General features: G+C 68.7%; 21 protein-coding genes and 1 pseudogene. 11 read left to right on the top strand and 11 right to left on the bottom strand.

What is annotated here, in order from left to right:
- Positions 1-58: 58 nt before the first annotated feature.
- Positions 59-3,579: pseudogene (gene car, locus ACJH6H_RS06700) on the bottom strand (carboxylic acid reductase).
- A gap of 99 nt (positions 3,580-3,678) precedes the next feature.
- Positions 3,679-4,602 (bottom strand): DMT family transporter, encoded by a 924-nt coding sequence (locus tag ACJH6H_RS06695; RefSeq protein WP_406774491.1) that lies wholly within the window; start codon positions 4,600-4,602, stop codon positions 3,679-3,681.
- Positions 4,603-4,889: 287 nt separating this feature from the next.
- On the opposite strand from ACJH6H_RS06695, the gene ACJH6H_RS06690 reads away from it, so the two are divergent.
- A complete protein-coding gene (locus ACJH6H_RS06690) occupies positions 4,890-5,624 on the top strand; it encodes an SDR family oxidoreductase (protein WP_406774490.1) in 735 nt (244 codons plus the stop codon).
- On the opposite strand, the gene ACJH6H_RS06685 is transcribed toward ACJH6H_RS06690, so the two are convergent.
- The 3 genes from ACJH6H_RS06685 to mrf all read right to left on the bottom strand — a co-directional run bounded on the left by ACJH6H_RS06685 (position 5,625) and on the right by mrf (position 9,190).
- Positions 5,625-6,674, bottom strand: a complete 1,050-nt coding sequence (locus tag ACJH6H_RS06685; RefSeq protein WP_406774489.1) for a zinc-dependent alcohol dehydrogenase family protein — start codon at positions 6,672-6,674, stop codon at positions 5,625-5,627.
- A 49-nt stretch (positions 6,675-6,723) separates the two neighbouring features.
- The gene (locus tag ACJH6H_RS06680) at positions 6,724-7,821 is read right to left on the bottom strand and encodes an esterase family protein (RefSeq protein ID WP_406774524.1); all 1,098 of its coding nucleotides are present in this window, start codon (positions 7,819-7,821) and stop codon (positions 6,724-6,726) included.
- Positions 7,822-8,002: 181 nt separating this feature from the next.
- The gene (mrf, locus tag ACJH6H_RS06675) at positions 8,003-9,190 is read right to left on the bottom strand and encodes a ribosome hibernation factor-recruiting GTPase MRF (RefSeq protein ID WP_406774523.1); all 1,188 of its coding nucleotides are present in this window, start codon (positions 9,188-9,190) and stop codon (positions 8,003-8,005) included.
- A 104-nt stretch (positions 9,191-9,294) separates the two neighbouring features.
- On the opposite strand from mrf, the gene rpmB reads away from it, so the two are divergent.
- From rpmB to rpsR, 4 genes are read left to right on the top strand one after another with little or no spacing between them, the layout of a single operon-like run.
- Positions 9,295-9,531: a 50S ribosomal protein L28 gene (gene rpmB, locus ACJH6H_RS06670; RefSeq protein WP_061010101.1), complete on the top strand. Its 237-nt coding sequence runs from the start codon at positions 9,295-9,297 to the stop codon at positions 9,529-9,531.
- Positions 9,532-9,696 carry a 50S ribosomal protein L33 gene (rpmG, locus tag ACJH6H_RS06665; RefSeq protein ID WP_020099644.1) on the top strand — a complete coding sequence of 55 codons (165 nt, stop codon included), beginning with the start codon at positions 9,532-9,534 and terminating at the stop codon, positions 9,694-9,696. It abuts the gene before it with no gap.
- 2 nt (positions 9,697-9,698) lie between these two features.
- The gene (rpsN, locus tag ACJH6H_RS06660) at positions 9,699-10,004 is read left to right on the top strand and encodes a 30S ribosomal protein S14 (RefSeq protein ID WP_318984035.1); all 306 of its coding nucleotides are present in this window, start codon (positions 9,699-9,701) and stop codon (positions 10,002-10,004) included.
- Positions 10,004-10,258, top strand: coding sequence for a 30S ribosomal protein S18 (gene rpsR, locus ACJH6H_RS06655; protein WP_318984036.1), 255 nt, complete (start codon positions 10,004-10,006; stop codon positions 10,256-10,258). The genes rpsN and rpsR overlap by 1 nt, the downstream gene beginning before the upstream one ends.
- On the opposite strand, the gene ACJH6H_RS06650 is transcribed toward rpsR, so the two are convergent.
- Together ACJH6H_RS06650 and ACJH6H_RS06645 are read right to left on the bottom strand one after the other, a co-directional pair.
- A complete protein-coding gene (locus ACJH6H_RS06650; RefSeq protein ID WP_318984037.1) occupies positions 10,251-11,087 on the bottom strand; it encodes a rhomboid family intramembrane serine protease in 837 nt (278 codons plus the stop codon). The two genes, rpsR and ACJH6H_RS06650, sit on opposite strands and share 8 nt — an antisense overlap.
- A 22-nt stretch (positions 11,088-11,109) precedes the next feature.
- A complete protein-coding gene (locus ACJH6H_RS06645) occupies positions 11,110-11,898 on the bottom strand; it encodes an acyl-CoA thioesterase (protein ID WP_406774488.1) in 789 nt (262 codons plus the stop codon).
- Positions 11,899-11,932: 34 nt separating this feature from the next.
- Here ACJH6H_RS06645 and ACJH6H_RS06640 point away from each other — a divergent pair, with 34 nt between their 5' ends.
- From ACJH6H_RS06640 to lipE, 4 genes are read left to right on the top strand one after another with little or no spacing between them, the layout of a single operon-like run.
- Complete coding sequence (locus ACJH6H_RS06640) at positions 11,933-13,108, top strand: hypothetical protein (protein ID WP_406774487.1); 1,176 nt, start codon at positions 11,933-11,935, stop codon at positions 13,106-13,108.
- Positions 13,109-13,145: 37 nt separating this feature from the next.
- Positions 13,146-13,772, top strand: a complete 627-nt coding sequence (locus ACJH6H_RS06635; protein WP_318984038.1) for a methyltransferase domain-containing protein — start codon at positions 13,146-13,148, stop codon at positions 13,770-13,772.
- Positions 13,773-13,777: 5 nt separating this feature from the next.
- Positions 13,778-14,260, top strand: coding sequence for a peroxynitrite isomerase (locus ACJH6H_RS06630; RefSeq protein ID WP_318984039.1), 483 nt, complete (start codon positions 13,778-13,780; stop codon positions 14,258-14,260).
- Positions 14,257-15,501 (top strand): lipase LipE, encoded by a 1,245-nt coding sequence (gene lipE, locus ACJH6H_RS06625; protein WP_318984040.1) that lies wholly within the window; start codon positions 14,257-14,259, stop codon positions 15,499-15,501. The genes ACJH6H_RS06630 and lipE overlap by 4 nt, the downstream gene beginning before the upstream one ends.
- A 184-nt stretch (positions 15,502-15,685) precedes the next feature.
- Here lipE and ACJH6H_RS06620 read toward each other — a convergent pair whose 3' ends face one another.
- A complete protein-coding gene (locus tag ACJH6H_RS06620; protein ID WP_318984041.1) occupies positions 15,686-16,105 on the bottom strand; it encodes an SRPBCC family protein in 420 nt (139 codons plus the stop codon).
- 61 nt (positions 16,106-16,166) lie between these two features.
- Between ACJH6H_RS06620 and ACJH6H_RS06615 the strand changes: the two genes are divergently transcribed.
- Complete coding sequence (locus tag ACJH6H_RS06615; RefSeq protein ID WP_318984289.1) at positions 16,167-17,711, top strand: carboxyl transferase domain-containing protein; 1,545 nt, start codon at positions 16,167-16,169, stop codon at positions 17,709-17,711.
- Positions 17,712-17,717: 6 nt separating this feature from the next.
- On the opposite strand, the gene ACJH6H_RS06610 is transcribed toward ACJH6H_RS06615, so the two are convergent.
- Both ACJH6H_RS06610 and ACJH6H_RS06605 read right to left on the bottom strand, forming a co-directional pair.
- The gene (locus ACJH6H_RS06610) at positions 17,718-18,818 is read right to left on the bottom strand and encodes an FAD-dependent oxidoreductase (protein WP_318984042.1); all 1,101 of its coding nucleotides are present in this window, start codon (positions 18,816-18,818) and stop codon (positions 17,718-17,720) included.
- Position 18,819: 1 nt separating this feature from the next.
- Positions 18,820-19,611, bottom strand: coding sequence for an SDR family oxidoreductase (locus tag ACJH6H_RS06605; protein ID WP_318984043.1), 792 nt, complete (start codon positions 19,609-19,611; stop codon positions 18,820-18,822).
- Between the two features lie 63 nt (positions 19,612-19,674).
- Between ACJH6H_RS06605 and ACJH6H_RS06600 the strand changes: the two genes are divergently transcribed.
- Positions 19,675-20,562: a hypothetical protein gene (locus tag ACJH6H_RS06600; RefSeq protein ID WP_318984044.1), complete on the top strand. Its 888-nt coding sequence runs from the start codon at positions 19,675-19,677 to the stop codon at positions 20,560-20,562.
- Here ACJH6H_RS06600 and ACJH6H_RS06595 read toward each other — a convergent pair.
- Positions 20,559-21,293, bottom strand: coding sequence for an Rv3717 family N-acetylmuramoyl-L-alanine amidase (locus ACJH6H_RS06595; protein ID WP_406774522.1), 735 nt, complete (start codon positions 21,291-21,293; stop codon positions 20,559-20,561). The two genes, ACJH6H_RS06600 and ACJH6H_RS06595, sit on opposite strands and share 4 nt — an antisense overlap.
- Between the last annotated feature and the right edge of the window lie 305 nt (positions 21,294-21,598).

The following is a 21,598-nucleotide window of genomic DNA, read 5'->3' as shown; positions in this document are numbered from 1 at the left end:
TGTGATTTGTGCACGATTTTCCGCGGTCACCGCGGAAAATCGTGCACAAATCCCTAGGTCAGAGCAGGCCGAGCAACTGCAGATCGGTGATGTACTTGACGATCACCGGCGCACCGATGTGCGGAATGTCCTTGTCCGCACCGATTTTCGCGTTCTGCACCGCAGCGCGGAATCGCTCGACCGGGGCGATGGACCCCGGCACCGGGTAGCTCGGCTGCTGGTAGTTGTGCAGCAGCGGCAGCAGTGACGCCTGGCGCTGCCGGTCAGGCAGGCCGCGCAGGGCCGTCTCGAACCGGGCCAGCCAGTCGGCGTAATCGTCAACGCGCGCAACAGGATAACCGGCCTCAATCAGCCAGTCGACGAACTCGTCCATGCCGATGCCGTCGTCGTGCGGGTTCATCACGTGGTACGTCTCGAAGGTCGAGTCGGACTCACCGGCCGCGACCTGCACGGCCAGCGTCGAGATGGATTCTGAGACGAACTCGACGGGCAGCCCGTCGTAGTGCGCCCGTTGGCGCTGACCCGAGGCATCCAGCTCGTAGAACGACTTCGGGGCGATGCCGGTGGCCACCAGCGAGAACATCATGCGGGTGAACATGTCGGGCAGGTTGAGCTGTCCGGCGTAGGTGGTGTCGGCCAGGATCATGTCGCATCGGAACACCGAAACCGGAAGTCCGCAAAGGTCATTGGCCTCACGCAGCAGGACCTCGCCGGCCCACTTGCTGTTGCCGTAGCCGTTGGCGTAGCTGTCATCGACCGGCCGCACGCCGCTCATCACGCGTACGTCAGCGGCCTCGACGAACTCGCCGGGTGCGACACTGCCGCCGACCGCGATGGTCGAGACGTAGGCGAACGGCTTGATCCGCGTGGTCAGGGCGATCCGGATCAGCTCGGCGGTGCCGAGGGCGTTGGGTCCGAAGAGCTCGCTGTAGGGCAGCACGTGGTTCACCAGCGCCGCCGGGTCCACGATGAAGTCGACGGTGTCGGCGAGCCGCTGCCAAACCTCCTGCGACAGACCGAGATTCGCTTCACCCTTGTCGCCCGCGATGACCTCCAGGTGGTCGGACAACGACCGGTAGTGCGCCAGCAGCTTCGGATCACCGGAGTCGAACGTCGCGTCGAGACGAGCGCGGGCGTCGGCGTCGGACTTGCCGCGGACCAGACAGATGACCTTGCCTTCGACCAGGTCCATGCGCTCCAGCCACTCCAGGGCCAGGTATCGACCCAGGAATCCGGTTGCGCCCGTGAGCAATACGGTGCGCACCTCGGAAGCCGGCCCCGGGAGCGACGGCGCGGCGGCCAAGGTCTCGGCGTCGATGAACTTGTCCAGCGTCAGGTCCGCGGTGCGCGCCTCGGTGGCGTTCTTGCCGTGCACCGTGGAGAACGTCGGCCGCTTGCTGCCGGGCGCGCGCTCCCCCTCGATGTAGGCCGCCACGCCCGCGAGGTCGGTGGCCGGGCTGACGATCACGCCGACGGGCACCTCGACCTCGAAGATCTCCTCCAGCAGGTTGCCGAAGGTCAACGCGGACAACGAATCTCCGCCCAGGTCGGTGAAGTGGGCGTCGCCGGCAACCTCGGAGGCGGACGCGCCGAGGGTGGCACTGACAGCGCGCAGCACGGTCTCGAGCACCGGCGCGTCGGACGCGCGCAGTGAACGCAGCGCCCGCAGTTCAGCGGCCTGCCCTTCGGCCAGCTCGGCGTACAGCTGCTCCAGCTCGGCGCCGTACCGGGCCTTCAGCTTGGGCCAGGCCAGCTTGCGGACACCGGTGAGCAGCCCGTTCTCCAGCGAGAACGGTTCGGTCTCGATGATGAAGTCGCGCGGCACCTCGTACGACTGCAGCCCGGCCTCGCGGGCCACCGTCTGCAGTGCGTCGGCCAGTTCGGGACGCAGCGCCTCGGCGTCAGAAACGCCGCTCAAAGCTTCCGCGGTGGGCACGATCACGGCCAGCAGATACGAACGAGAGCTGTTGCCGTACACGTAGATCTGGCGGATCAGCGGGCTGGTGCCGAAGGCAGCCTCCAGCTTGGACACCGTCACGAACTCGCCCTGTGCCAGCTTCAGCACGTTGTTGCGGCGATCGAGGTACTGCAGGTGATCAGGACCGAGCTCGGCGACGATGTCACCGGTCCGGTAGAAGCCGTCGGCGTCGAAAACGTCAGCGGTGACGTCGGGCCGCTTGTAGTAGCCGGGGATCAAATCCGTTGACTTCAAGAGCAATTCGCCGCGCGGATGCGGACGGTCGGTGGAGAGGTAGCCGAGTTCGGGCACGTCGACCAGCTTGTAGTCGAGCACCGGCGGACGGCTCACGTGGCCGCTGACCATGACGCCGCCGGCCTCGGTAGAGCCGTACGCCTCCATCAGCTCCAGTCCGAGGAACTTCTGCACCCAGGCCTTGAGTTCGGGCGAGATCGGCGCCGATCCCGTCATGGCGACCAGCTGCCGCCCGCCGATCAGGCTGAGGCTGCGCTCGTCGAGCACCTGCTGCTCGGGGACGCCGTCGAGGGCGCGGCGGTCGACCTCGCTCTGCACGTCCTGGTGGATCATCTCCCAGACCCGGGGCACGAACGTCATCTGTGTCGGCCGGACCAGCGCGATGTCCTCCAGCAGGGTGGACAGGTCGCTCTTGGCGGCGAAGTACACGGTGCCGCCGTGGGCCAGCGTGCGGTAGACGGTGCCGCGGCCCATCATGTGGCTCATCGGCAGGAAGCTCAGGACGATCGAGGGCAGCGCGGGCTGCTGGTGCGTGAGGCCGGTCCGCCACGCGTTGGTGACGAGGCGCTCGGGGTACATGGCGCCCTTGGGGGTACCGGTGCTGCCGGAGGTGTAGATCAGCACCAGCAGGGGGCCACGTCCGCGGACACCGCGGGCTCGACGGCCGGCAGCGCAGCGCCGCGCGCCACCATCTCGGCGAAGGTCTCGACCACGACGCCGCGTTCGGCCAGCCGGGTAGTCGCCCGTTCGACGGCCTCACGCTCGTCGTCGACCGCGGCATGGTGGTCGAACACCACGACGCGCGTCAGCTCGGCGCCGGCGCCCAGGACGAGTTCGACGGCGTCGTCGAGGAACGTCACGTCGGCGAACAGTGCGCGGGGTTCGGTCTCGTCGATGATCGGGCGCAGCTGCTCGGCGGGTGCGCTCGTCTGCAAGGGGACGGCGACGACGCCGGCGCGCGCGAGCGCGGTGTCGATGATGGTGAATTCGGCGCTCGTGAAACCGAGCATCGCGACGCGCTCGCCGGGGACGACGGCGTCGGGGCCGGTGAGCAGGGCGTTGTCGACGGCCTGAATCTGCCGCCAGGCCTCGCCGTAGGTGATGGTGTCGTAGCGCGGCAGCAGCCGCAAGACGGTGCGGCCGGCGGCGTCGGTGACGTACTCGACGGCGCGCTGTCCCAGCGCGGGCCGGTTGGCGTAGGCGGCCATGACCGTGTGGATGATTTCGGGGAGCCGGATGCCGGGCTCTTCGAGGGCGGCGCCGACCCCGGCGAGGGGCCGCGCGGCGGCAAGTTGGGGGTCGGCGGCGCAGAGGTCAGCGATGCGCTGCGTCAGCTCGTCGGTAACTACCGTTTCTTCTTTCGACATAACAACCTCATCAATTGGTTCACCAGCGTCGCCAATTACAACGTTAGCAAAACTAACAATATGCCCCCAGGGGCTGTGTGAAAAACCACACCGGTCAGGTCAGCGCTCGGGGGTCGGTTGCACCTGCGGCGGTGCGATGGGCGGAGCCACCTTCGCGCCCGCCTGCGTTTCGTACGCGCCCTCGTCGCGGCCGAGGGCGATGGTCGCCGCGGCCATGGCACCGATGGACACCACGAGCGCGACGGCCTCGGCGCCGGTCGTGTCGAAGCCCTCGCCAAGCACCAGGGCGCCGAGTACCACGGCCACCACCGGCTCCAGCACCAACATGGTCGGCACCGACGTCTGCAACGCGCCGGCGTGGAACGCCGACTGCTGCAGCACGGTCGCGACCGCGCCCAAGATGATGAGCAGGTACGGCGCCGGCGTCGTCAGCAGCCCGAGCCAGCCCCGGTGCTGCAGGATCGCCATGAAGATCTTGGTGACCACCGCGACAACACCGAACAGCACACCCACACCGACGGCCAGCAGGACCGCGCGGGCCCAGCCGGTGCACCGCAGCGCCAACAGCACGCACCCGATGATCACCGCGGCACACACCGCGGCGACCAGCACGATAACCCCTGGTGAGGCCAGGTGTTCGTCACGTTCAGGCCGCGCCAGCACGACGAATCCAGCCAGCCCGATGGTCAGCAGGCCGGCCCATAACCACTCACCGCGCGTCACCCGGCGGTGCGCCTGGCGCGCGCTCAGCGGCAGCGCGAACAGCAATGCCGAAACCAGCAGTGGCTGCACCACCAACAGAGATCCGTGTGCCAACGCCAGCGCCTGGAAGACATAGCCCGCGACGGCCGCGCCGGTCCCGGCCCACCACAACCGGCGGCTCAGCAGCGTCGACAGCATGACGACGCTGACGCCGTGCTCGGGCGGCACATCGATGGTCGCGCGCTGGCGCACCACGATGCCGACAGCGGCGCAGACGGCCGCGCACAGGGCGAAAAGCACCACGAGTCCGTGTTGAATCAACGGAGACGTCCGATCAGCGTGGCCGCATACCGCGCCACGGGACTCACCGGAAACATCACGCCCAAAGGGTAGTCGAGCGGGACTATCTGTCCCACTCGCGAACCGAGCGTTCACCTCCGCCGAGCGACGATCCGCGCCGTCGCGCGTGCGCCTCGGCGCGGCCGACCGCGGCAAGTCGCCTCGTCAGCCCCCACGCTCGGCACCAGCGCACCCGCGATGCTCCGGCCCGATTTATTGAAACCTTAAATATCTCTTATTTTTCTTAGATTTGAGGTACGGTCGGTGCCATGCACACCAGGATCGCGCTCGTCACCGGCGCTTCCCGCGGCATCGGCGCCGCCGTGGCCCAGCAGCTCGCCGCGCCGGACACCCACGTCTTGGTGAACTATCGCGAGAAGGCCAAACGCGCCAACACCGTCGTCGACGGCATCCGGGCCGCCGGCGGCCAGGCCTCCGCGATCGGCGCCGACGTGTCCGACGCCGCCGCGGCCAAAGCCATGATCGACCGGATCGACAGCCGGTTCGGGCGCCTGGACATGCTGGTCCTCAACGCGTCCGGCGGTCTGGAGTTCGGCGCCGCACCCGACTACGCGATGCGGCTGAACCGCGACGCCCAGCTGCGGCTCGTCGACCTGGCGCTGCCCCTGATGCCCGCCGGCGCCCAGATCGTGTTCGTCACGAGCCACGAGGCGCACTGCTACCCGCACCTGCCGGTGCCCGACGCCTACGCCCCCATCGCCGCCAGCAAGCGCGCCGGCGAAGACGCGCTGCGGGCACTTCGGCCCGAATTCGACCGGTGCCGAATCGGATTCACCATCGTCTCGGGCGACATGATCGAGGGCACCATCATCGCCAGGCTGTACGAGCGCCGCGATCCGCAAGCGGTCGGGGCCCGCCGCAGCCGGGGACCACTGCCGACCATCGAGCAGTTCGCATCGGCCATCACCATCGCCGCGACCGGGCGAGACCTGCGCGACACCGTGTACGTCGGCGGCGAGGACCATCTGGTCCGGCCGGCGTGATCAGGGCTCGAGAATCACTTTGATGGCTGTGCGCTGATCCATCGCCGTGTATGCGTCGGCGACCTGAGCCAGCGGTAGGGACAGGTCGAAGACCCGGCCGGGCTCGATGGCGCCGGACAGCACGTCCGGCAGCAGCTCGTCCAGGTAGGGACGGACGGTGGCCATGCCGCCCGCGACGTGGATGTTGGTGTTGAACAGCTGCCGCACCGGCAATTCCGGGGCACCGGCCGGTACCCCGACGAACCCCAGATGCCCGCCGGGACGGACCGCCCCGAGTGCCTGACGCATCGAATCCTTCGTGCCGACGCACTCCAGCACAGAGTCGGCGCCGACGCCGCCGAGCAGTTCCTCGATGGCCGCGATCCCCTCGTCACCGCGTTCGGCGACGATGTCCGTGGCACCGAAGGCCCGGGCCTGATTCTGCCGGTCCTCATGTCGCGACATCGCGATGATCCGTTCCGCGCCAAGGCGTTTCGAGGCCAGCACGGCACAGAGCCCGACGGCGCCGTCGCCCACGACGACCACGGTGGCGCCGGGGTGCACGTTCGCTGATCGGGCGGCGTGATGTCCGGTGGACATGACGTCGGCGAGGGTCAGCAGGTGCGGGAAGAGGTCGGCGTCAGGCGATTCCGGCACCTTGAACAGCGTGCCGTCGGCGAAGGGCACGCGGACGTACTGGCCTTGCGCGCCGTCGAGCGGCTCGCCGGTCTTGGTGACGCCGCCCCACACCCCGAAGTTCACACACGAGGTCGTGATGCCGTTGCGGCAGTGCACGCACGTGCCGTCACTGTCGGTGAACGGCGAGATGACGAAATCCCCGACTCGCAGGTCTCTGACGTCGGCGCCGACGGCTTCCACGATCCCGATGAACTCATGCCCGATCGGGTGCGGTGCATGCGTCGGCGCAACTCCGCGATACGGCCAGAGGTCCGAACCACACACGCAGGTCCGCACCACTCGGACCACCGCGTCGCCCGGTGCCTGAATCTGCGGATCGGGTCGCTCCTCGAATCGAATGTCGCCCGGCCCATGGATGATCGTGGTCTGCACGCTGTCCCGCCCTTTCAGGTGTCGAATCCGACCCCTGAGTCTTGCCGAATCAGCCCGTCGGCGCGAGCACCAATCCGCCGGTGGCTGCCGGAGCAGGTGCGGCCGGCGCCGGGACCGCGGCGGGCACGGCAGCCGGAACCGCGGCGGGCACGGCAGCCGGAACGGCGGCGACGGGGGCGGGCGCCGGCAGGGCGACGGGAGCGACGACAGGGGCGGGCACCGGCGCAGGCGCCGGGGCGGGCGGCGGCACCGGAGCGCCCACGCCCAGCACGCGCAGCAGATCAGGCTTCATGGCCTGCAGCTGCTGGCCCCAGTAACCCCAGGCGTGGGTGCCGTCCTTCGGGAAGTTGAAGACCGCGTTACGGCCACCGGCCTGCTGGTACACCTTCTGGAAGTCGCGGTTGGAGCTGATGGTCAGGTTCTCCAGGAACTGGGCGCTGTAGAGAATGCCCAGGTCACCGGGGGTGTCCAGGTCGGACGGCGTGCCGTTGCCGCAGTACACCCAGACGGCGGTGTTGTTGGCCACCAGCTGCCGGACGTTGACGGTCGGGTCGTTGCGCTTCCAGGCCGGGTCGCTGGCGATGCCCCACATCTGGGTCGGGTTGAAGCCGCCGGCGTCCTTCATGGCGAAGCCGATCAGCGTGGGCCACAGGCCCTGCGACGGGTTGAGGAAGCCCGACAGCGAGCCCGCGAAGATGAACTGCGCTGGGTGCCAGATCGCGAGCGTCAGCGCCGAGCCGCCCGACATCGACAGACCGACGACGGCGTTGCCGGTCGGCTGCACACCGCGGTTGGCGGCCAGCCAGGCCGGCAGCTCCTGCGTCAGGAACGTCTCCCACTTGTAGGTGATGACGCCGTTGTTGTTGGTGGCCGGCTGGTACCAGTCGCTGTAGAAGCTGGACTGCCCGCCGACGGGCATCACCATGGAGACGCCCGACTGGTAGTACCACTCGAACGCGGCGGTGTTGATGTCCCAGCCGCTGGCGTCGTCCTGCGCGCGCAGCCCGTCGAGCAGGTACACCGCGTGGGGTCCGCCACCCTGGAACTGGATCTTGATGTCGCGTCCCATCGCGGGTGACGGAATGTTCAGCACCTCAACCGCTTTCGCGGCGGCATGTGCCTGCGGGGCCACCGCGGGCGTCGCCATTGCCGGAACCGTCAGGGCAGCGACAGCCGCCACCGCGAGCCGCCGCAGTTTCGCGCCGTAATTCTTGCCAAGAGTCGCCAACACGAGTGAAAACTAACGCCGCGCCGCGCCGGGACGTTCGACCAACGCGCGGCGTGATCGCCTCGTTACCAAGGCGTTTGGCTATCGAGTCCGGAACCTTTCACGCCGCGCCGTGATCGGTGCCGTCGCTGACGACGGTGACGTCGTCGCGGGTGCACGGTTCCTGGTGCCAGTCCCCGAACGGATCCGGGTAGCCGGCCCACGTGTCGCGCGCCGCGAATTCCTCGTCGGTGAGCAACGCTTCTTTCAGGGCGGCGGTGACGTCGTCGGGGCGGGCGCCGCAGACGAGGATCGTCATCGCGGTGTGCCGGTCACCGAATTCGTTGTCCCACATCAGGTCTGCGAGCGCACGCCGCTCGCGGTCCAGGTAGGCCGCTTCGCTGACGGTCATGGCGGCGATCCACCGGCCGGCGTTGCTGACGCGCAGGCCACCGCCGGCCGACTCCAGCCACATGACGTGGCCGGGCCGGTTCGCCAGCCACATCCGGCCTCGCGTCCGGATCACGCCGTCCAGGAGGTGATCGATGGCGTCGTGCAGACGCTCGGGGTGGAACGGCCGCCGTGCGTTGAACTCGACAATCTGAACGGGCCCTTCAGGTTTCAGGCTCGGTTGTCCCGCGAGCAGCGGCCCGTGCGGCTCGTCGGCGCGCCCCAGCCGGGCATCGGGCCACAGCGTGCGCAGCGCGTCCTCGACCAGGTCGGGCCCGGTGACGAGCTGTGCCCGCGGCGCCAGCCGGCGGCATACCGCGAGCAGCACGGGTTCGGCGTGGGTCACGACGAGGACGTCGGCGAACTCGGCCTGCCCCACCGCCACCTGCGCGACGGTCCGGCCGTCGGGCAGTTCGTCGTCACCCAGCGCGTCGGTGAGCCAGTCGCCGGCTTCGATGCACGTCACCACGCCCGCGATCACGACGTCGCGGGCAGCCGGTCCGTCGATGTATCCCGGACCCACCCGAACGCGAACATGGTTGATGGCCCAGCAGATCGGCTCGGGCTCCATCCACGGCTCCAGGTGGACGACGATGCGGTTGACGTCATCGCGCCGGTGCAGCAGGCGTAGGTAGATCAGCAGATCATTGCGGACGGTGCAGGACACGCAGCCGTGGGCCAGTTCCAGCGCCGCCACGGTTTCGTTGACGATGCCGTGCGGCGCGGTGACGGTACGACGGCGCACGACGTGACCGTCGAATTGGTGCTCGACCAGCACCGTGCCCGGCGCCTTCAGTAGTTCTTCGGTCACGTAACCGGTCGGTCCCTGACCAGCCACGATGATCACCGGCGTCCGCATCGCCAACCCCTTATCGACAATCATTTTCAGTTCTGTTGGCCATCACGCTACAGTGGCAACCGACACTTGTCGAAAACGATTTTCATTAACGATAGGGCGGACACATGTCAGCGCACTGCCAGGTCACCGGGCGCGAGCCCGGTTTCGGCAACACGGTTTCGCACTCGAACCGGCGCACCTCGCGCCGGTGGAACCCCAACATCCAGAGCAAGACCTACTACCTGCCCTCGGAAGGCCGGCGCATCCGGCTCCAGGTCAGCGCCAAGGGCATCAAGGTGATCGACCGCGACGGCATCGAAGCCGTGGTGGCGCGGCTGCGCCGGGACGGGGTGCGAATCTAGATGTCCCGCACCGATATCCGCCCCGTGGTGAAGCTCAAGTCCACCGCGGGCACCGGCTACACCTACGTCACCCGCAAGAACCGGCGCAACGATCCCGACCGCATGGTGCTGCGCAAGTACGACCCCATCATCCGCAAACACGTCGACTTCCGAGAGGAGCGCTGAGCATGGCCAAGAAATCCAAGATCGCCAAGAACGAGCAGCGGCGGCTGACCGTCGCCCGGTACGCCGAACGCCGGGCCGAGCTCAAGGCCATCATCAAGTCCCCGGCGAGCACTGCCGACGAACAGTCGGCCGCCATGGCCGAACTCGCCCGCCAGCCGCGCGATGCCAGCGCGGTGCGGGTGCGCAACCGCGACGCCGTCGACGGCCGGCCGCGCGGCCACCTGCGCAAGTTCGGCCTGTCGCGGGTCCGGGTGCGCGAACTGGCCCACGAAGGACAGCTGCCCGGCATCCGGAAAGCGAGCTGGTGATGGCGACCAAGCGCAAACCCACCCGACGCCCCGCCGCCGAGGCCAAGCGACCGGTGAAGAACATGCTGGCCAAGCTCGGCGTGGACCACCTCGACTACAAGGACACCAACAACCTGCGGTTGTTCATCTCCGAGCGCGGCAAGATCCGGTCCCGCCGCGTGACGGGCCTGACGGTGCAGCAGCAGCGACAGGTCGCCACCGCGATCAAGAACGCCCGTGAGATGGCGCTGCTCCCCTACCCCGGGATCAGCTGAACATCGTCAGCAGCGCCTGGGTCCGCCACATCGTCAGCCCGGCGAACAGGACCAACAGCACCGCCGTCACCGCGATCAGCGCCAGGAGTCGTTGCCGCGCAGGCACATACGCGAAGACCGCCGCCACCACGGTGCCGGTGACCAACCCGCCGACGTGCCCCTGCCAACTGATCGCCTGCGCGCTGACGGCGGGCAGCACGAAGGTGATCACGAGGTTGATGACGATCAGGCCGACGATGCCGCGGACGTCGAGCTGCAGCCGGCGGAACAACACGAACGTCGCGCCGAAGAGACCGAAGATCGCACCCGAGGCACCTGCTGTCGCCGAGTTCAGTGGCGACAGCAGGTACACCAGCACCGAGCCGCCCAGGCCGCTCAGGCCGTACAGCACGCCGAATCGCAACCGGCCCAGCCACTGCTCCAGCTGCGGGCCGACGGCCCACAACGCCCACATGTTGAACACGATGTGGGCCAGCCCGTAGTGCAGGAAGGCCGACGACGCCAGCCGGTAGTACTGGCCGTCGGCGACGGCGGGCGGCCACAGCACCAGATCCTGCTGCATCTGCACCGAGGTGTGCTGCAGCACGAACATCACCACGTTGACCGCGATCAGTGTGTAGGTGACCAGCGAGCCCTTGGAAATGCGGCCGCCGAAGTGGGTCCGGGCCTGCCGCACCGTTCGCTTGCCTTCGTTGACGCACTCCGGGCACTGCTGACCCACGGCGGCTGCCGTCATGCAGTCCGGGCAGATCGGGCGGCCGCACCGGCTGCAGCTCACGTACGTCGGGCGGCTGGGATGCCGATAGCAGGTCGGCGTCGGGACGGTCATCAGTGAGAGTGATCTTCCGGGACTACAGCCGCCACAGGGCTTCCTGGCTGGTGCTGGCGATCAGCACCCCACCAGTGTCATACAGGGCTCCGGCGACCAGCCCGCGGGAGTCGGTGTTGTTCAGCCGGGTGACCTCGTACCGGTGCCAGTCGCGCGGCACGAACGGCCGGTGGAACCACACCGCGTGGTCCAGGCTGGCCGCGAAACCGTCACGCAGGCTCGCACCGTCGGGCCGCGCGACGGGCACCGGCCCGAAGTCCGACATGAAGGTCAGCGTGCACGCTCGGATCAGTGCATCGTCCTCGATCTCGTCTTTGGTGCGGATCCAGAACGGGGGCACGGCGAACGCACCCACGTCTTCCGGCCGCACCCGGATATCGAAGAAGTCGGCGGCGGTGAGGCTCGTCGCCTTGGGCACCGCGGCGTCGAGCTCGAGGCCGCGCAGCTCGGAGCGCTGCCAGTCGGCGCCGGGTTCGGGCACATGGAACGACGCGATCATCTCGAGGATCGTCTTGCCGTTCTGCTTCGCGGTGACGCGCCGCGTGTCGAAGGACCGGCCGTCCCGGGTCCGTTCCACGTGAAACTCCACGTCGACGCCGTACTGTCCGCCGCGGACGAAGTAGAGGTGCAGCGACTGCGGCAGTTTGTCGGGCTCGACGGTGCGGCCCGCCGCACCGAGCGCCTGGGCGGCGATCAGTCCGCCGAACAGGGACCGGCCGGGCCCCTCGGTGGGCTGCGGTGCGGTGAAGGTGTCACCGTCGCGCGCGAAGTCCAGGAGCTGGGCAATCCAGCTGAGCGCAGTAGAACTCATAAAGCGGCAGCGTATCCGCCAGTAGGGTCTGGCCGTGCGCCCCAGCCGCTCTGCCCTCTATCTGGCCACCGGCACTGGCATCGCCGTGTGGGCCGCAGGCGTCCTCTGGCTGGCAATCGCACTGCACCCCGTCGACCACTACCTCGTTTCGTATTACCTCGCGGACTACCGGTTCGGTTTCATCCGGCGTGGACTCGCCGGGGAGCTCTTCGGCCCGGGCGACGACGCGGCATTCTTCGGGCGGGCCGGCGCCGCGCGTTGGGCCATCACCGCGCTGTACCTGTCTGCCCTGGCCGCCATTGCCGGCGCCATCGTCCGCACGGGCCGCTCGGAACGCCGGGTCATGCTGGCGTTGCTGGTGCCCGTGTTGCCGTTCGGTGTGCCGTTCGCGGTGTTCTCGGCGCGGCCGGACCTCCTCGGCGCGGCGGCGGTGGTCGCCCTCGCACTCGGTGTGGGCGCCCGCCCGGCGGTGTCGTGCGCGGCGTACGGATTGTTCACCGCGGTCCTGGCGTTGATGCACGACGCGATTCCCCTCGAATTCGCGTTGGGTGCCGTCCTTGCGATCTATGCGCCGGCGCACGGACTCACCGCCGCGCGACGCCGGCGCTACGCAGCGTTGGCGGTACTCCCGGGACTCGCGGTGGCCGGCCTCATCACGGCACTCAGCCGGCGCGGGGTGGCCGACCGGCTGTGCGCGACGACACCCCACCGGCCCATGCGCATGATGGCGAGTTTTCACGATTTCCAGAACTTCGCCCGGACCGGCCGATTGCCGACACGCGACTTCCACGACTGGGCCTGCCGGTCGTACCTCAACACGTACCAACACAGCGTCCTCGACGAAATTCACACGGTCGCTGCGCGGGGCGCCGGCCAGATGGCGACCTCGCTGACGGTCGGCCTGATCGGTCTGGTGGCCTGTCTCGCGGCGGTCCAATTCGTCGCCGGTGTGCCGATCCGCGACTTCCTGGGCGAATTCCGGGATCGCCGGGCCGCCGCGGTCCTTGCGCTGGCGCTGTATCTGCCGATATTCGTGACCGCATTCGACTGGATTCGGTGGATGCTGCTGATCGCCTTCAACGTCACCGTCGTGTTCCTGCTTTATCTGCGCGGCCGTCCGGAACTCGACCGACCACCGCCGTCGCGCGCGGCGTTCGTGGCGATCGTGTGCGCATTCGCCGCGCTGCCGCTGGGCCTGGCACCCGGCTGACGATCCGCGCCGGAATTCGCCGCCTAGGCTGAAGCGCATGGTTCAACGCCGGGGATTCAATGACGCCGTCACCCGTTTCTGGGGCTTCGCCGCTCCCGCCTACGACACCCAGGTACTGCAGCGCTGGGTCTACCAACCTGCCCAGGACGAGGTCCTGGCACAGCTGCGGGCACACGACTCCCTGACCATCGCCGATATCGGCTGTGGCACCGGTATTTTCGCCGACCGGATCCAACGTGAGCTCAATGCCGTCGTCACCGGTGTCGACATGTCCGAGGGCATGCTGGCGCAGGCCAAGGCACGGTCGTCCAACGTCACCTGGCTCACCGCACCGGCCGAGGACCTGCCGTTCAACGACGGCGCACTGGACGCGGTGGTGACGACGTCGGCGTTCCACTGGTTCGATCAGCCCGCCGCGTTGCGTGAGTTCCATCGGGTGCTCAAGCCGGGCGGTATCGCGGCCGTCACCACCATCAGCCCGCGGCAGGTGCTGCCGCTGCACGCGCTGTCGTCGCACATCCTGAACCCCGCCCACAATCCGTCCCCCGCGGAGATGAAGAAGCTCTTCGAGGGCGCCGGGTTCACGGTGTCCGAGCAGCACCGGGTGAAGCGGCCGGCGTGGACGCTCATCGTGTCCGACCTGCTGACCGTCGGGACGAAGTAGCCGCCATGCCCGATCTGCACCCCGATGTCGCGGTCCTGGCGCCGCTGCTGGGCACCTGGGCCGGCAAAGGTTCCGGTGAGTACCCGACCATCGCCTCGTTCGACTACCTCGAAGAGGTCACGTTCGGCCATGTCGGCAAGCCGTTCCTGGCTTACAGCCAGCGCACCCGCGCCGCCGATGACGGACGTCCCCTGCACGCCGAGACCGGCTATCTCCGGGTGCCCGCGCCCGGTCGCATCGAATGGGTGCTCGCGCATCCCACCGGCATCACCGAGGTCCTGCAGGGCACGATCAGCACCGACGGTGAGTTCGTGCTCGACCTCGCCACCACCGACATCGGGCGTACCGACTCCGCGAAAGAGGTTGACGCCCTGCGGCGTTGGTTCCGGCTCGACGGAGACACCTTGAGCTACAACGTCCGCATGGCCGCCGTGGGCATCCCACTGCGGCACCACCTCGCGGCTGTGCTGCATCGGAAGGACGCATGACGGAACCACAGACCGGCCGGATTCGGGTCCCCGCCGACCTCGACTCGGTCACGGCCACCGGCACAGAAGACCACACCGACGTCGATCCGCTGGCGGTGGAACGCATTTGGCAGGCGGCACGGCACTGGTACGCGGCCGGGATGCACCCGGCCATCCAGGTCTGCCTGCGCCAGAACGGTCGGGTGGTGCTCAACCGCGCCATCGGCCACGGCTGGGGCAACGGGCCCGACGACCCGGCAGACGCCGACAAGATCCCCGTCGCCGTCGACACCCCGTTCTGCGTGTACTCGGCCGCCAAGGCGATCAGCACGACCGTGGTGCACATGCTCGTCGAACGCGGCGAACTCGACCTGGACGCCCGCGTCTGTGATTACCTGCCGACGTACACCAGCCACGGCAAGGACCGCACGACCGTGCGGCACGTCGTCACCCACAGCGCCGGGGTTCCGCTGGCCACCGGGCCGCGGCCGGACCTCAAGCGGATGAACGACAGCGAGTACGCCCGCGAGATGCTGGGCAAGCTGCGGCCGATCTACCGGCCGGGCCTGGTCCACATGTATCACGGCCTGACCTGGGGCCCGCTGATCCGCGAGATCGTCTCGGCCGCAACGGGTCGCAACATCCGGGACATCCTGGCCACCGAGATCCTCGAGCCGCTGGGCTTCCGCTGGACCAATTACGGCGTTGCGCCCGAGAACGTTCCGCTGGTCGCTCCGAGTCACGTGACCGGCAAGCCGCTGCCGGCGCCCATGGCGGCGGCGTTCAAGAAGGCCGTCGGCGGCACCCCGAACCAGATCATCCCGTTCAGCAACACCCCGGATTTTTTGACCAGCGTGGTGCCGTCGTCGAGCACGGTCTCCAACGCGGTCGAGCTGTCCCGGTTCGCCGAGTTGCTGTGCCGCGGTGGGGAACTCGACGGGGTGCGGGTGCTGCGGCCGGAAACGCTGCGCGCCGCGACCGCCCCGTGCCGCCGCCTGCGGCCCGACATCGCGGTGGGACTTCAGCCGATGCGCTGGGGCACCGGATACATGTTGGGCTCCAAGCGATTCGGCCCGTTCGGCCGGGACGCACCGGCCGCCTTCGGGCACACCGGGCTCACCAACATCGCGGTATGGGCCGACCCGGCCCGGAACCTTGCCGCTGCCGTCGTCAGCAGCGGCAAGCCCGGCGGGCATCCCGAGGCCAACCGGTACCCGGCGCTGCTCGACACGATCGCCCGGGAGATTCGCCGGTCCGCGTAGCGGCGAACAGTACGTGAGCTCAGTCGCGGGGCGGTCTGCCAGCGATTGTTGAACTCAGGGACCGCTGACGGCCGCAGAAGGTACCTGCGTTCAAACACATTGGCACGAGCACGTTCTCACTGAAGCCACGTACTTTCGCCGCCGCGGCAGCTCTCCAGACGACCTGTGCGATCCGGAGTACCGACTACGCCTTCGACGCGGCCTTCGCGAACAGGCGCAGCAGCACCTGGTTGATGGCGATCAGCGCCAGTTTCACCGGCGGGAACGACGCGGTCGAAGTCAGCGAGTAGTCGATGCGCGTGCCCGTGCCCTCGGGGGTCAGCCGCACCTCGCCCGCGTAGCCCGGGAACGGCACGCCGGAGCGGGCCTTGTAGCCGAACACGTTGGGGGCGTCGAACGTCACGACCTCTTCGACGATCGCCGGCGCCGGCCCGGGGGCCGAGATGCGGCGGACCGCGCCCAGGCCGTTCGGCGCGGGGGTGCCGGGCTGGTCGATGGTCACGCTGATGCCGGGACCCCAGTTGGCCATGCCTTCGTGGTCGATCAGGGTCGCCCAAACAACGTCGATCGGGCGGGCAACAGTGGTGGTTGCAGTCGATTGCATGGACCGATCATGCCGCACCCCCACGCAGGGCGCCTGGCAGGCTGTCCCCATGCCCGGCCCAATGCCCGAAGTACCGTTCCGCGACGACCACATCGAGCTCCTGCGCCGCCGCGCGCTCACCGAGGATGCCGCGCGACCGGACGCCGTCCAGCGCCGACATGACGCCGGCGGACGAACGGCCCGCGAGAACATCCGCGACCTGGTCGACGACGGCAGCTTCGTCGAGTACGGCCGGTTCGCCATCGCCGCCCAACGGGCACGCCGGGAGCTCGACGACCTGATCGCGCGCACTCCCGCCGACGGCCTCGTCGCCGGCACGGCCCACGTCGACGGCCACCCGTGTGCGGTGTTGTCGTACGACTACACCGTGCTGGCCGGTACCCAGGGCGCCCTCGGTCACCTCAAGAAGGACCGGCTGTTCGAACTGATCGAGCGGATGAAGCTGCCCACGGTGTTCTTCGCCGAGGGTGGCGGTGGACGCCCCGGTGACACCGATCATCCGACCGTGTCGTCACTGGACGTCCGCGCCTTTGCGCTGTGGGCCGGCCTGTCGGGCGTCGTGCCGCGGATCGCGGTGGTCAAGGGCCGCTGTTTCGCGGGCAACGCCGTGATCGCGGGCTGTTCGGATCTGATCGTCGCGACCGAGGACACGTCGATCGGCATGGGTGGCCCGGCGATGATCGCCGGCGGCGGACTCGGCGACATCGCGCCGGATGCCGTCGGCCCGATCTCGGTGCAGGCACCCAACGGCGTCGTCGACGTGGTGGTGCCCGACGAGGCCGCCGCGGTCTCGGTCGCCCGCCGACTGCTCGGCTACTTCCGCGGACCCACCACACCCGGCACCGCGCCGGACCAAACCGCTTTGCGCACAATCGTTCCCGAGCGCGCCCGCCGCGCATATCAGGTCGCGCCGATCATCGAGACGCTCGCCGACGAAGGCTCGGTCACCTTCCTGCGGCAGAAGTTCGCCCCGGAATTGGTGACCGCGCTGGCCCGGATCGAGGGCCGGCCGGTCGGGGTGCTGGCCAACAACACCATGGTCATGGCCGGTGCCATCACCGCGGCGGCGTCCGACAAGGCGGCCCGCTTCCTGCAACTCTGCGATGCCTTCGGGATTCCCGTGGTGTCCCTCGTGGACTGCCCCGGATTCATGGTGGGACCGGCGGCCGAGGCCGAAGCACTGGTTCGGCGCGGATCGCGGCTGCTGGTCGCCGGCGCGGCCCTGCGCGTCCCGCTGATCGCGGTGATCCTGCGCCGAGGTTACGGCCTTGGCGCACAAGCGATGTGCGGCGGCAGCCTGCATGAGCCACTGCTGACCGTGGCCTGGCCGGGCGCACACCTCGGACCGATGGGACTCGAGGGCGCGGTGCGGCTCGGGCTGCGCAAGGAGCTCGAGGCCATCACCGATGACGAGGCCCGCGAACAGGCGGTGCGCGATGCCACCGCCGCCGCTCAGGCCAACGCCGCCGCGCTCAACTCGGCTTCGATGTTCGAGATCGACGACGTCATCGACCCCGCCGAGACCCGGTCGCTGATCGCCGCGACACTGGCGACCGCGGAACCCGCGGGGCTGCCGCCGCGCCGGGACTTCGTCGACACCTGGTGAACGGTCTCAATCCCGCACACCGCGGTACAGCTGACGACGCACGACGAACCGCTGCAACACCCGGTCGACGGTCCACGCCGGGAACCGGACGGCCTGTCCCCACGGCGTGAACACCTCCAGCCCATCTGGCTGCGGACCGAGCACCGAACCCCACCGCACGGCCGGCGGCCGGTAGCGGCGCAGCTTGCGGGACCTCAACTGGGCGAGGACGTTTCGTGCTACCAGCGCACCGCCACCGTTACGCGCCGACGTGCGCAACGGATCGGTGGCCGCGACATCACCGACCGCGAAAACACCCGAATACCCGGGCACCGTCAGCTCCGGCGTGACGCGGACGAAGCCGTCGCCATCGAGGATCTCAGTAGGCAACCACGCCGTGTTGGGCCGCACCCGACCGACGGCCCACAACACCGCATCGGCGTCCCCGTCCGGTTGGCCGGTGCTGAATTCGATTGGTCCAGCGGTGATTTCGTCGCGGTTCGGCGGCAGTACAGCGCGGTGCCCGAGATGCAGCCGGACGCCGAGTTCCGCCAACCGTTGCGCGACGCGCACCTGGGTCCCGACATGGTAACCCGGAAGTATCTGTGCGCCAGGGAAATACAGGTCGACGACCTTGTCGGGCCAGCTGCGTGCCAGGTTCCCCGCACTGCTCACTGCCGTGGCGCCGCCACCCACGACGGCGATGCGCTGCGCCCGTGCCAGGCGTTCGTGGGTGTCATGCAGATCCGCGGCGACGTCGTCGGCCGTCTGCAGCGTCGGGCGGCGCCAGAACCCGTTGGTCGTTCCGGTCGAGATCACCAGCACGTCGAACGGCTCGACCGTCTCGGTGCCGTCAACCATCTCCACCGTGACCGTGCGGGCAGCCAGGTCGGCGCCCGTCAGGGCCCCGTGCACGATCCGCACCGAATCCAGGCCACGGAATCTCCGGAAACCGATGAAGTAGTCCCGCGCCCAGGCGTCGGGCCGCGCGACGCGCATGCCGAGTTCCTGACCGCTGACCAGGCCGTCCTTGACCGAGATACCGACCACGTCGGCGTGCGGGGCCAGGCGGACAGCGGCGAGGATGCCGCTGTCCCCCAGCCCGGCGATGACGACGCGCCCCCGCACGTCAGGGCAGGATCGAGTCGACGTAGCCGCCGTCGGCGCGCACCGCGGCGCCGGTGGTGGCCGACGACTGCTCCGAGCTGAGGTACACGACCATGTTGGCGATCTCCTCGGGCTCAATCAGCCTGCGCAGCAACGATTGTGGACGGAATTTGATCATGAACTCGCGCTGCGCCTCGTCCCACGGCAGGTTCTTGTCGACCAGCTGATAGACGAAGTCCTCGACGCCACCGGTATGCGTCGGGCCCGCGATCACCGAGTTCACCGTCACGCCGGTGCCCGCCGCATCCTTGGCGAAACCGCGGGTCACCGCGAGCAGCGCGGTCTTGGACGTGCCGTAGTGGATCATCTCTTCCGGGATGACGATCGCCGAGTCGCTGGCGATCTGGATCGCGCGGCCCCACCCGCGCTCCGTCATCCCCGGCAGGTAGGTGCGGATGAGCCGGACGGCGGACAGCACGTTCACCTCGAAGTACCGCCGCCACTCGTCGTCGGTGATCTCCTGCGCCGGCGTCGACCCGAAGATGCCGAGGTTGTTCACCAGGATGTCGACATCCGGAAGTTGTTGGACGAGTTGGGCCACGCCCTCCTCGGTCGTGACGTCGGCCGCGACGCCGATGACGTCGGCGAATCCCTTACCGGTGAGTTCGGCGACGGCCGCCTGGACGCGTTCTTCGCTGCGTCCGTTCACCGCGACGCGGGCCCCGCTGGCGGCCAGCCCTTCGGCGATGGCCAGCCCGATGCCCTGCGTGGAACCGGTTACCAGGGCGGTTTTGCCGGTCAGATCAATGTGCACAATCAGCCTCCAATGAATGTTCCGGTCACACAACGCTAGCGACCCCGCTGAATAATCCGTGGCATGACCGAACTATTGGTTCTGCACATCGCCAAGCGGGCGATCCTGGCCGTGTCCCTCGACGGTTCACGGGTCCGGACGCTGGTCGCCGATGTCGACGAGACGCCCGACGGCATCGTCGTCGATCAGGCCCGGGGCCACATCTACTGGACGAACATGGGCACGCCCGACCCCGAAACCGGCCGGACGTTCTTCACCCGTAACGGGTCGCTCGAGCGTGTGAACCTGGACGGTTCTGACCGGCGGACCATCGTGCCGCGGGGCGCGTTCACCACGGGTAAGCAGCTGACGGCCGACTTCGACGCGGGGTTGCTCTACTGGTGCGACCGCGAAGGCATGCAGGTGCTGCGCTGCCGGCTGGACGGCTCGAGCCTGGAGACGCTGGTGGTGGCGGGTAGCGGTCCGGATGCGCAAGACCCGCGGCACCACTGCGTGGGCATCGCCGTCGACCCGGTGCAGCAGTTGGTCTACTGGACGCAGAAGGGCGCATCCGACGCCGGCCAGGGCCGAATCTTCCGCTGCCGCACCGACATCCCGGTGGGGCACACCGCCGCGGGCCGTGCGGACATCGAGTTGCTGTGGCAGGACCTGCCCGAGCCCATCGACCTCGATCTCGACGCATCCGGAAACCTGGTCTGGACCGACCGCGGCGCCGAACCGAACGGCAACACGCTCAACCGCGGCCGGGTCCAGCCCACGGTCGGGACCTACGACATCGTGTCCCGCGGCTATCAGGAGGCGATCGGTCTGACCACCGCCGATGACACGACCTACTACGTGAGCGAGCTGCGCACCGGCGGCATCCGTGTGGTGAATCTCGCCGACGGGACCGACCGCGAGCTGACGCAGCTGGGTCCTGGCGTCACCGGCGTGGCACTGGCCGAGCTCTAGCTGGCCTGGATGAACGCGGCGATGCCCTGGCAGATGGCGTTGGCGTAGGTCTGCCACCCCTGCATGGTGGCCATCGCCGCGCCCTCCTGCGGGTTCTTCATGTTGCCGCACTCGACCAGGATCGACGGGTACTGAGCGAGATTCAGGCCCGTCAGGTCGGCCCGGCCGTACAGACCGTTGCTGCCGATGTAGGTCGCCGGCGTCAGCCCCGCGGCCACCATCTTGTCGCGCATGATCTGGGCGAAACGCACCGACGGCCCGGCCTGCACCTGGTTCAGCGGCGGCGCCGAGTAGTTGACGTGGAACCCGTGGCCGCCCGCGGGACCGCCGTCGGCGTGGACCGACACGACCGCGTTCGGCCGTAGGGCGTTCGCCATCTCGGCGCGCTGGTCGACACACGGACCGAGAGCGTTGTCGTTGTTGCGCGACAGGTGGACCTGTACGCCGGCGTTCGCCAGCTGCTGCTGCATCAGCAGCACGACGTTCCAGGTGAACGAGTGTTCGGGGAAGCCCGCCGTCGTGGACGTGCCACTGGTCTGGCAGTCCTTGGTGCCGCCGCGGCCGGTGGGCACCTGCTTGCTGATCGACGAGTCATTGGCCCCGTTGTGCCCCGGGTCGAGGAACACGACTGCGCCGGCCAGACCAGCGGCTTTGGCCACGGGCGCGGTGAGTGACGACACAACGGCGGGCATACCGACCAGAACCGGCGCCGCGGCAGCCATTCTCAGCATGCGTCGGCGCGAGATGCAGCCGACGCCCTTACCTGCGTCGTCTCTTTCACACGGACTACTGGTCACTGATCGGATGCTACGGACCGAGACTGGGAACACCCCCGAGCGCCCTGACACGGTTCCGTCACGAAGCAATAACTTCTTTCGGGTTCGGCGTACGGTCGAGGCGTGGAGACGAATGTCGAGACAGCGGGTGTGGGGGCCCGAATCAAGGCCATGGCCGGTTGGGCCGCCACGCGCACCCGCAAGACCAGCCCATCACCACTGTTGCCGGCCTGGGAAGCCCCGCCGGCGCAGTACAGCGT

The organism is Mycobacterium sp. SMC-21, from assembly GCF_045310825.1.
Taxonomy (GTDB): domain Bacteria; phylum Actinomycetota; class Actinomycetes; order Mycobacteriales; family Mycobacteriaceae; genus Mycobacterium.
The sequence above is the reverse complement of the archived record's forward strand: the minus strand, read 5'-3'. Positions and strand labels throughout refer to the sequence as shown.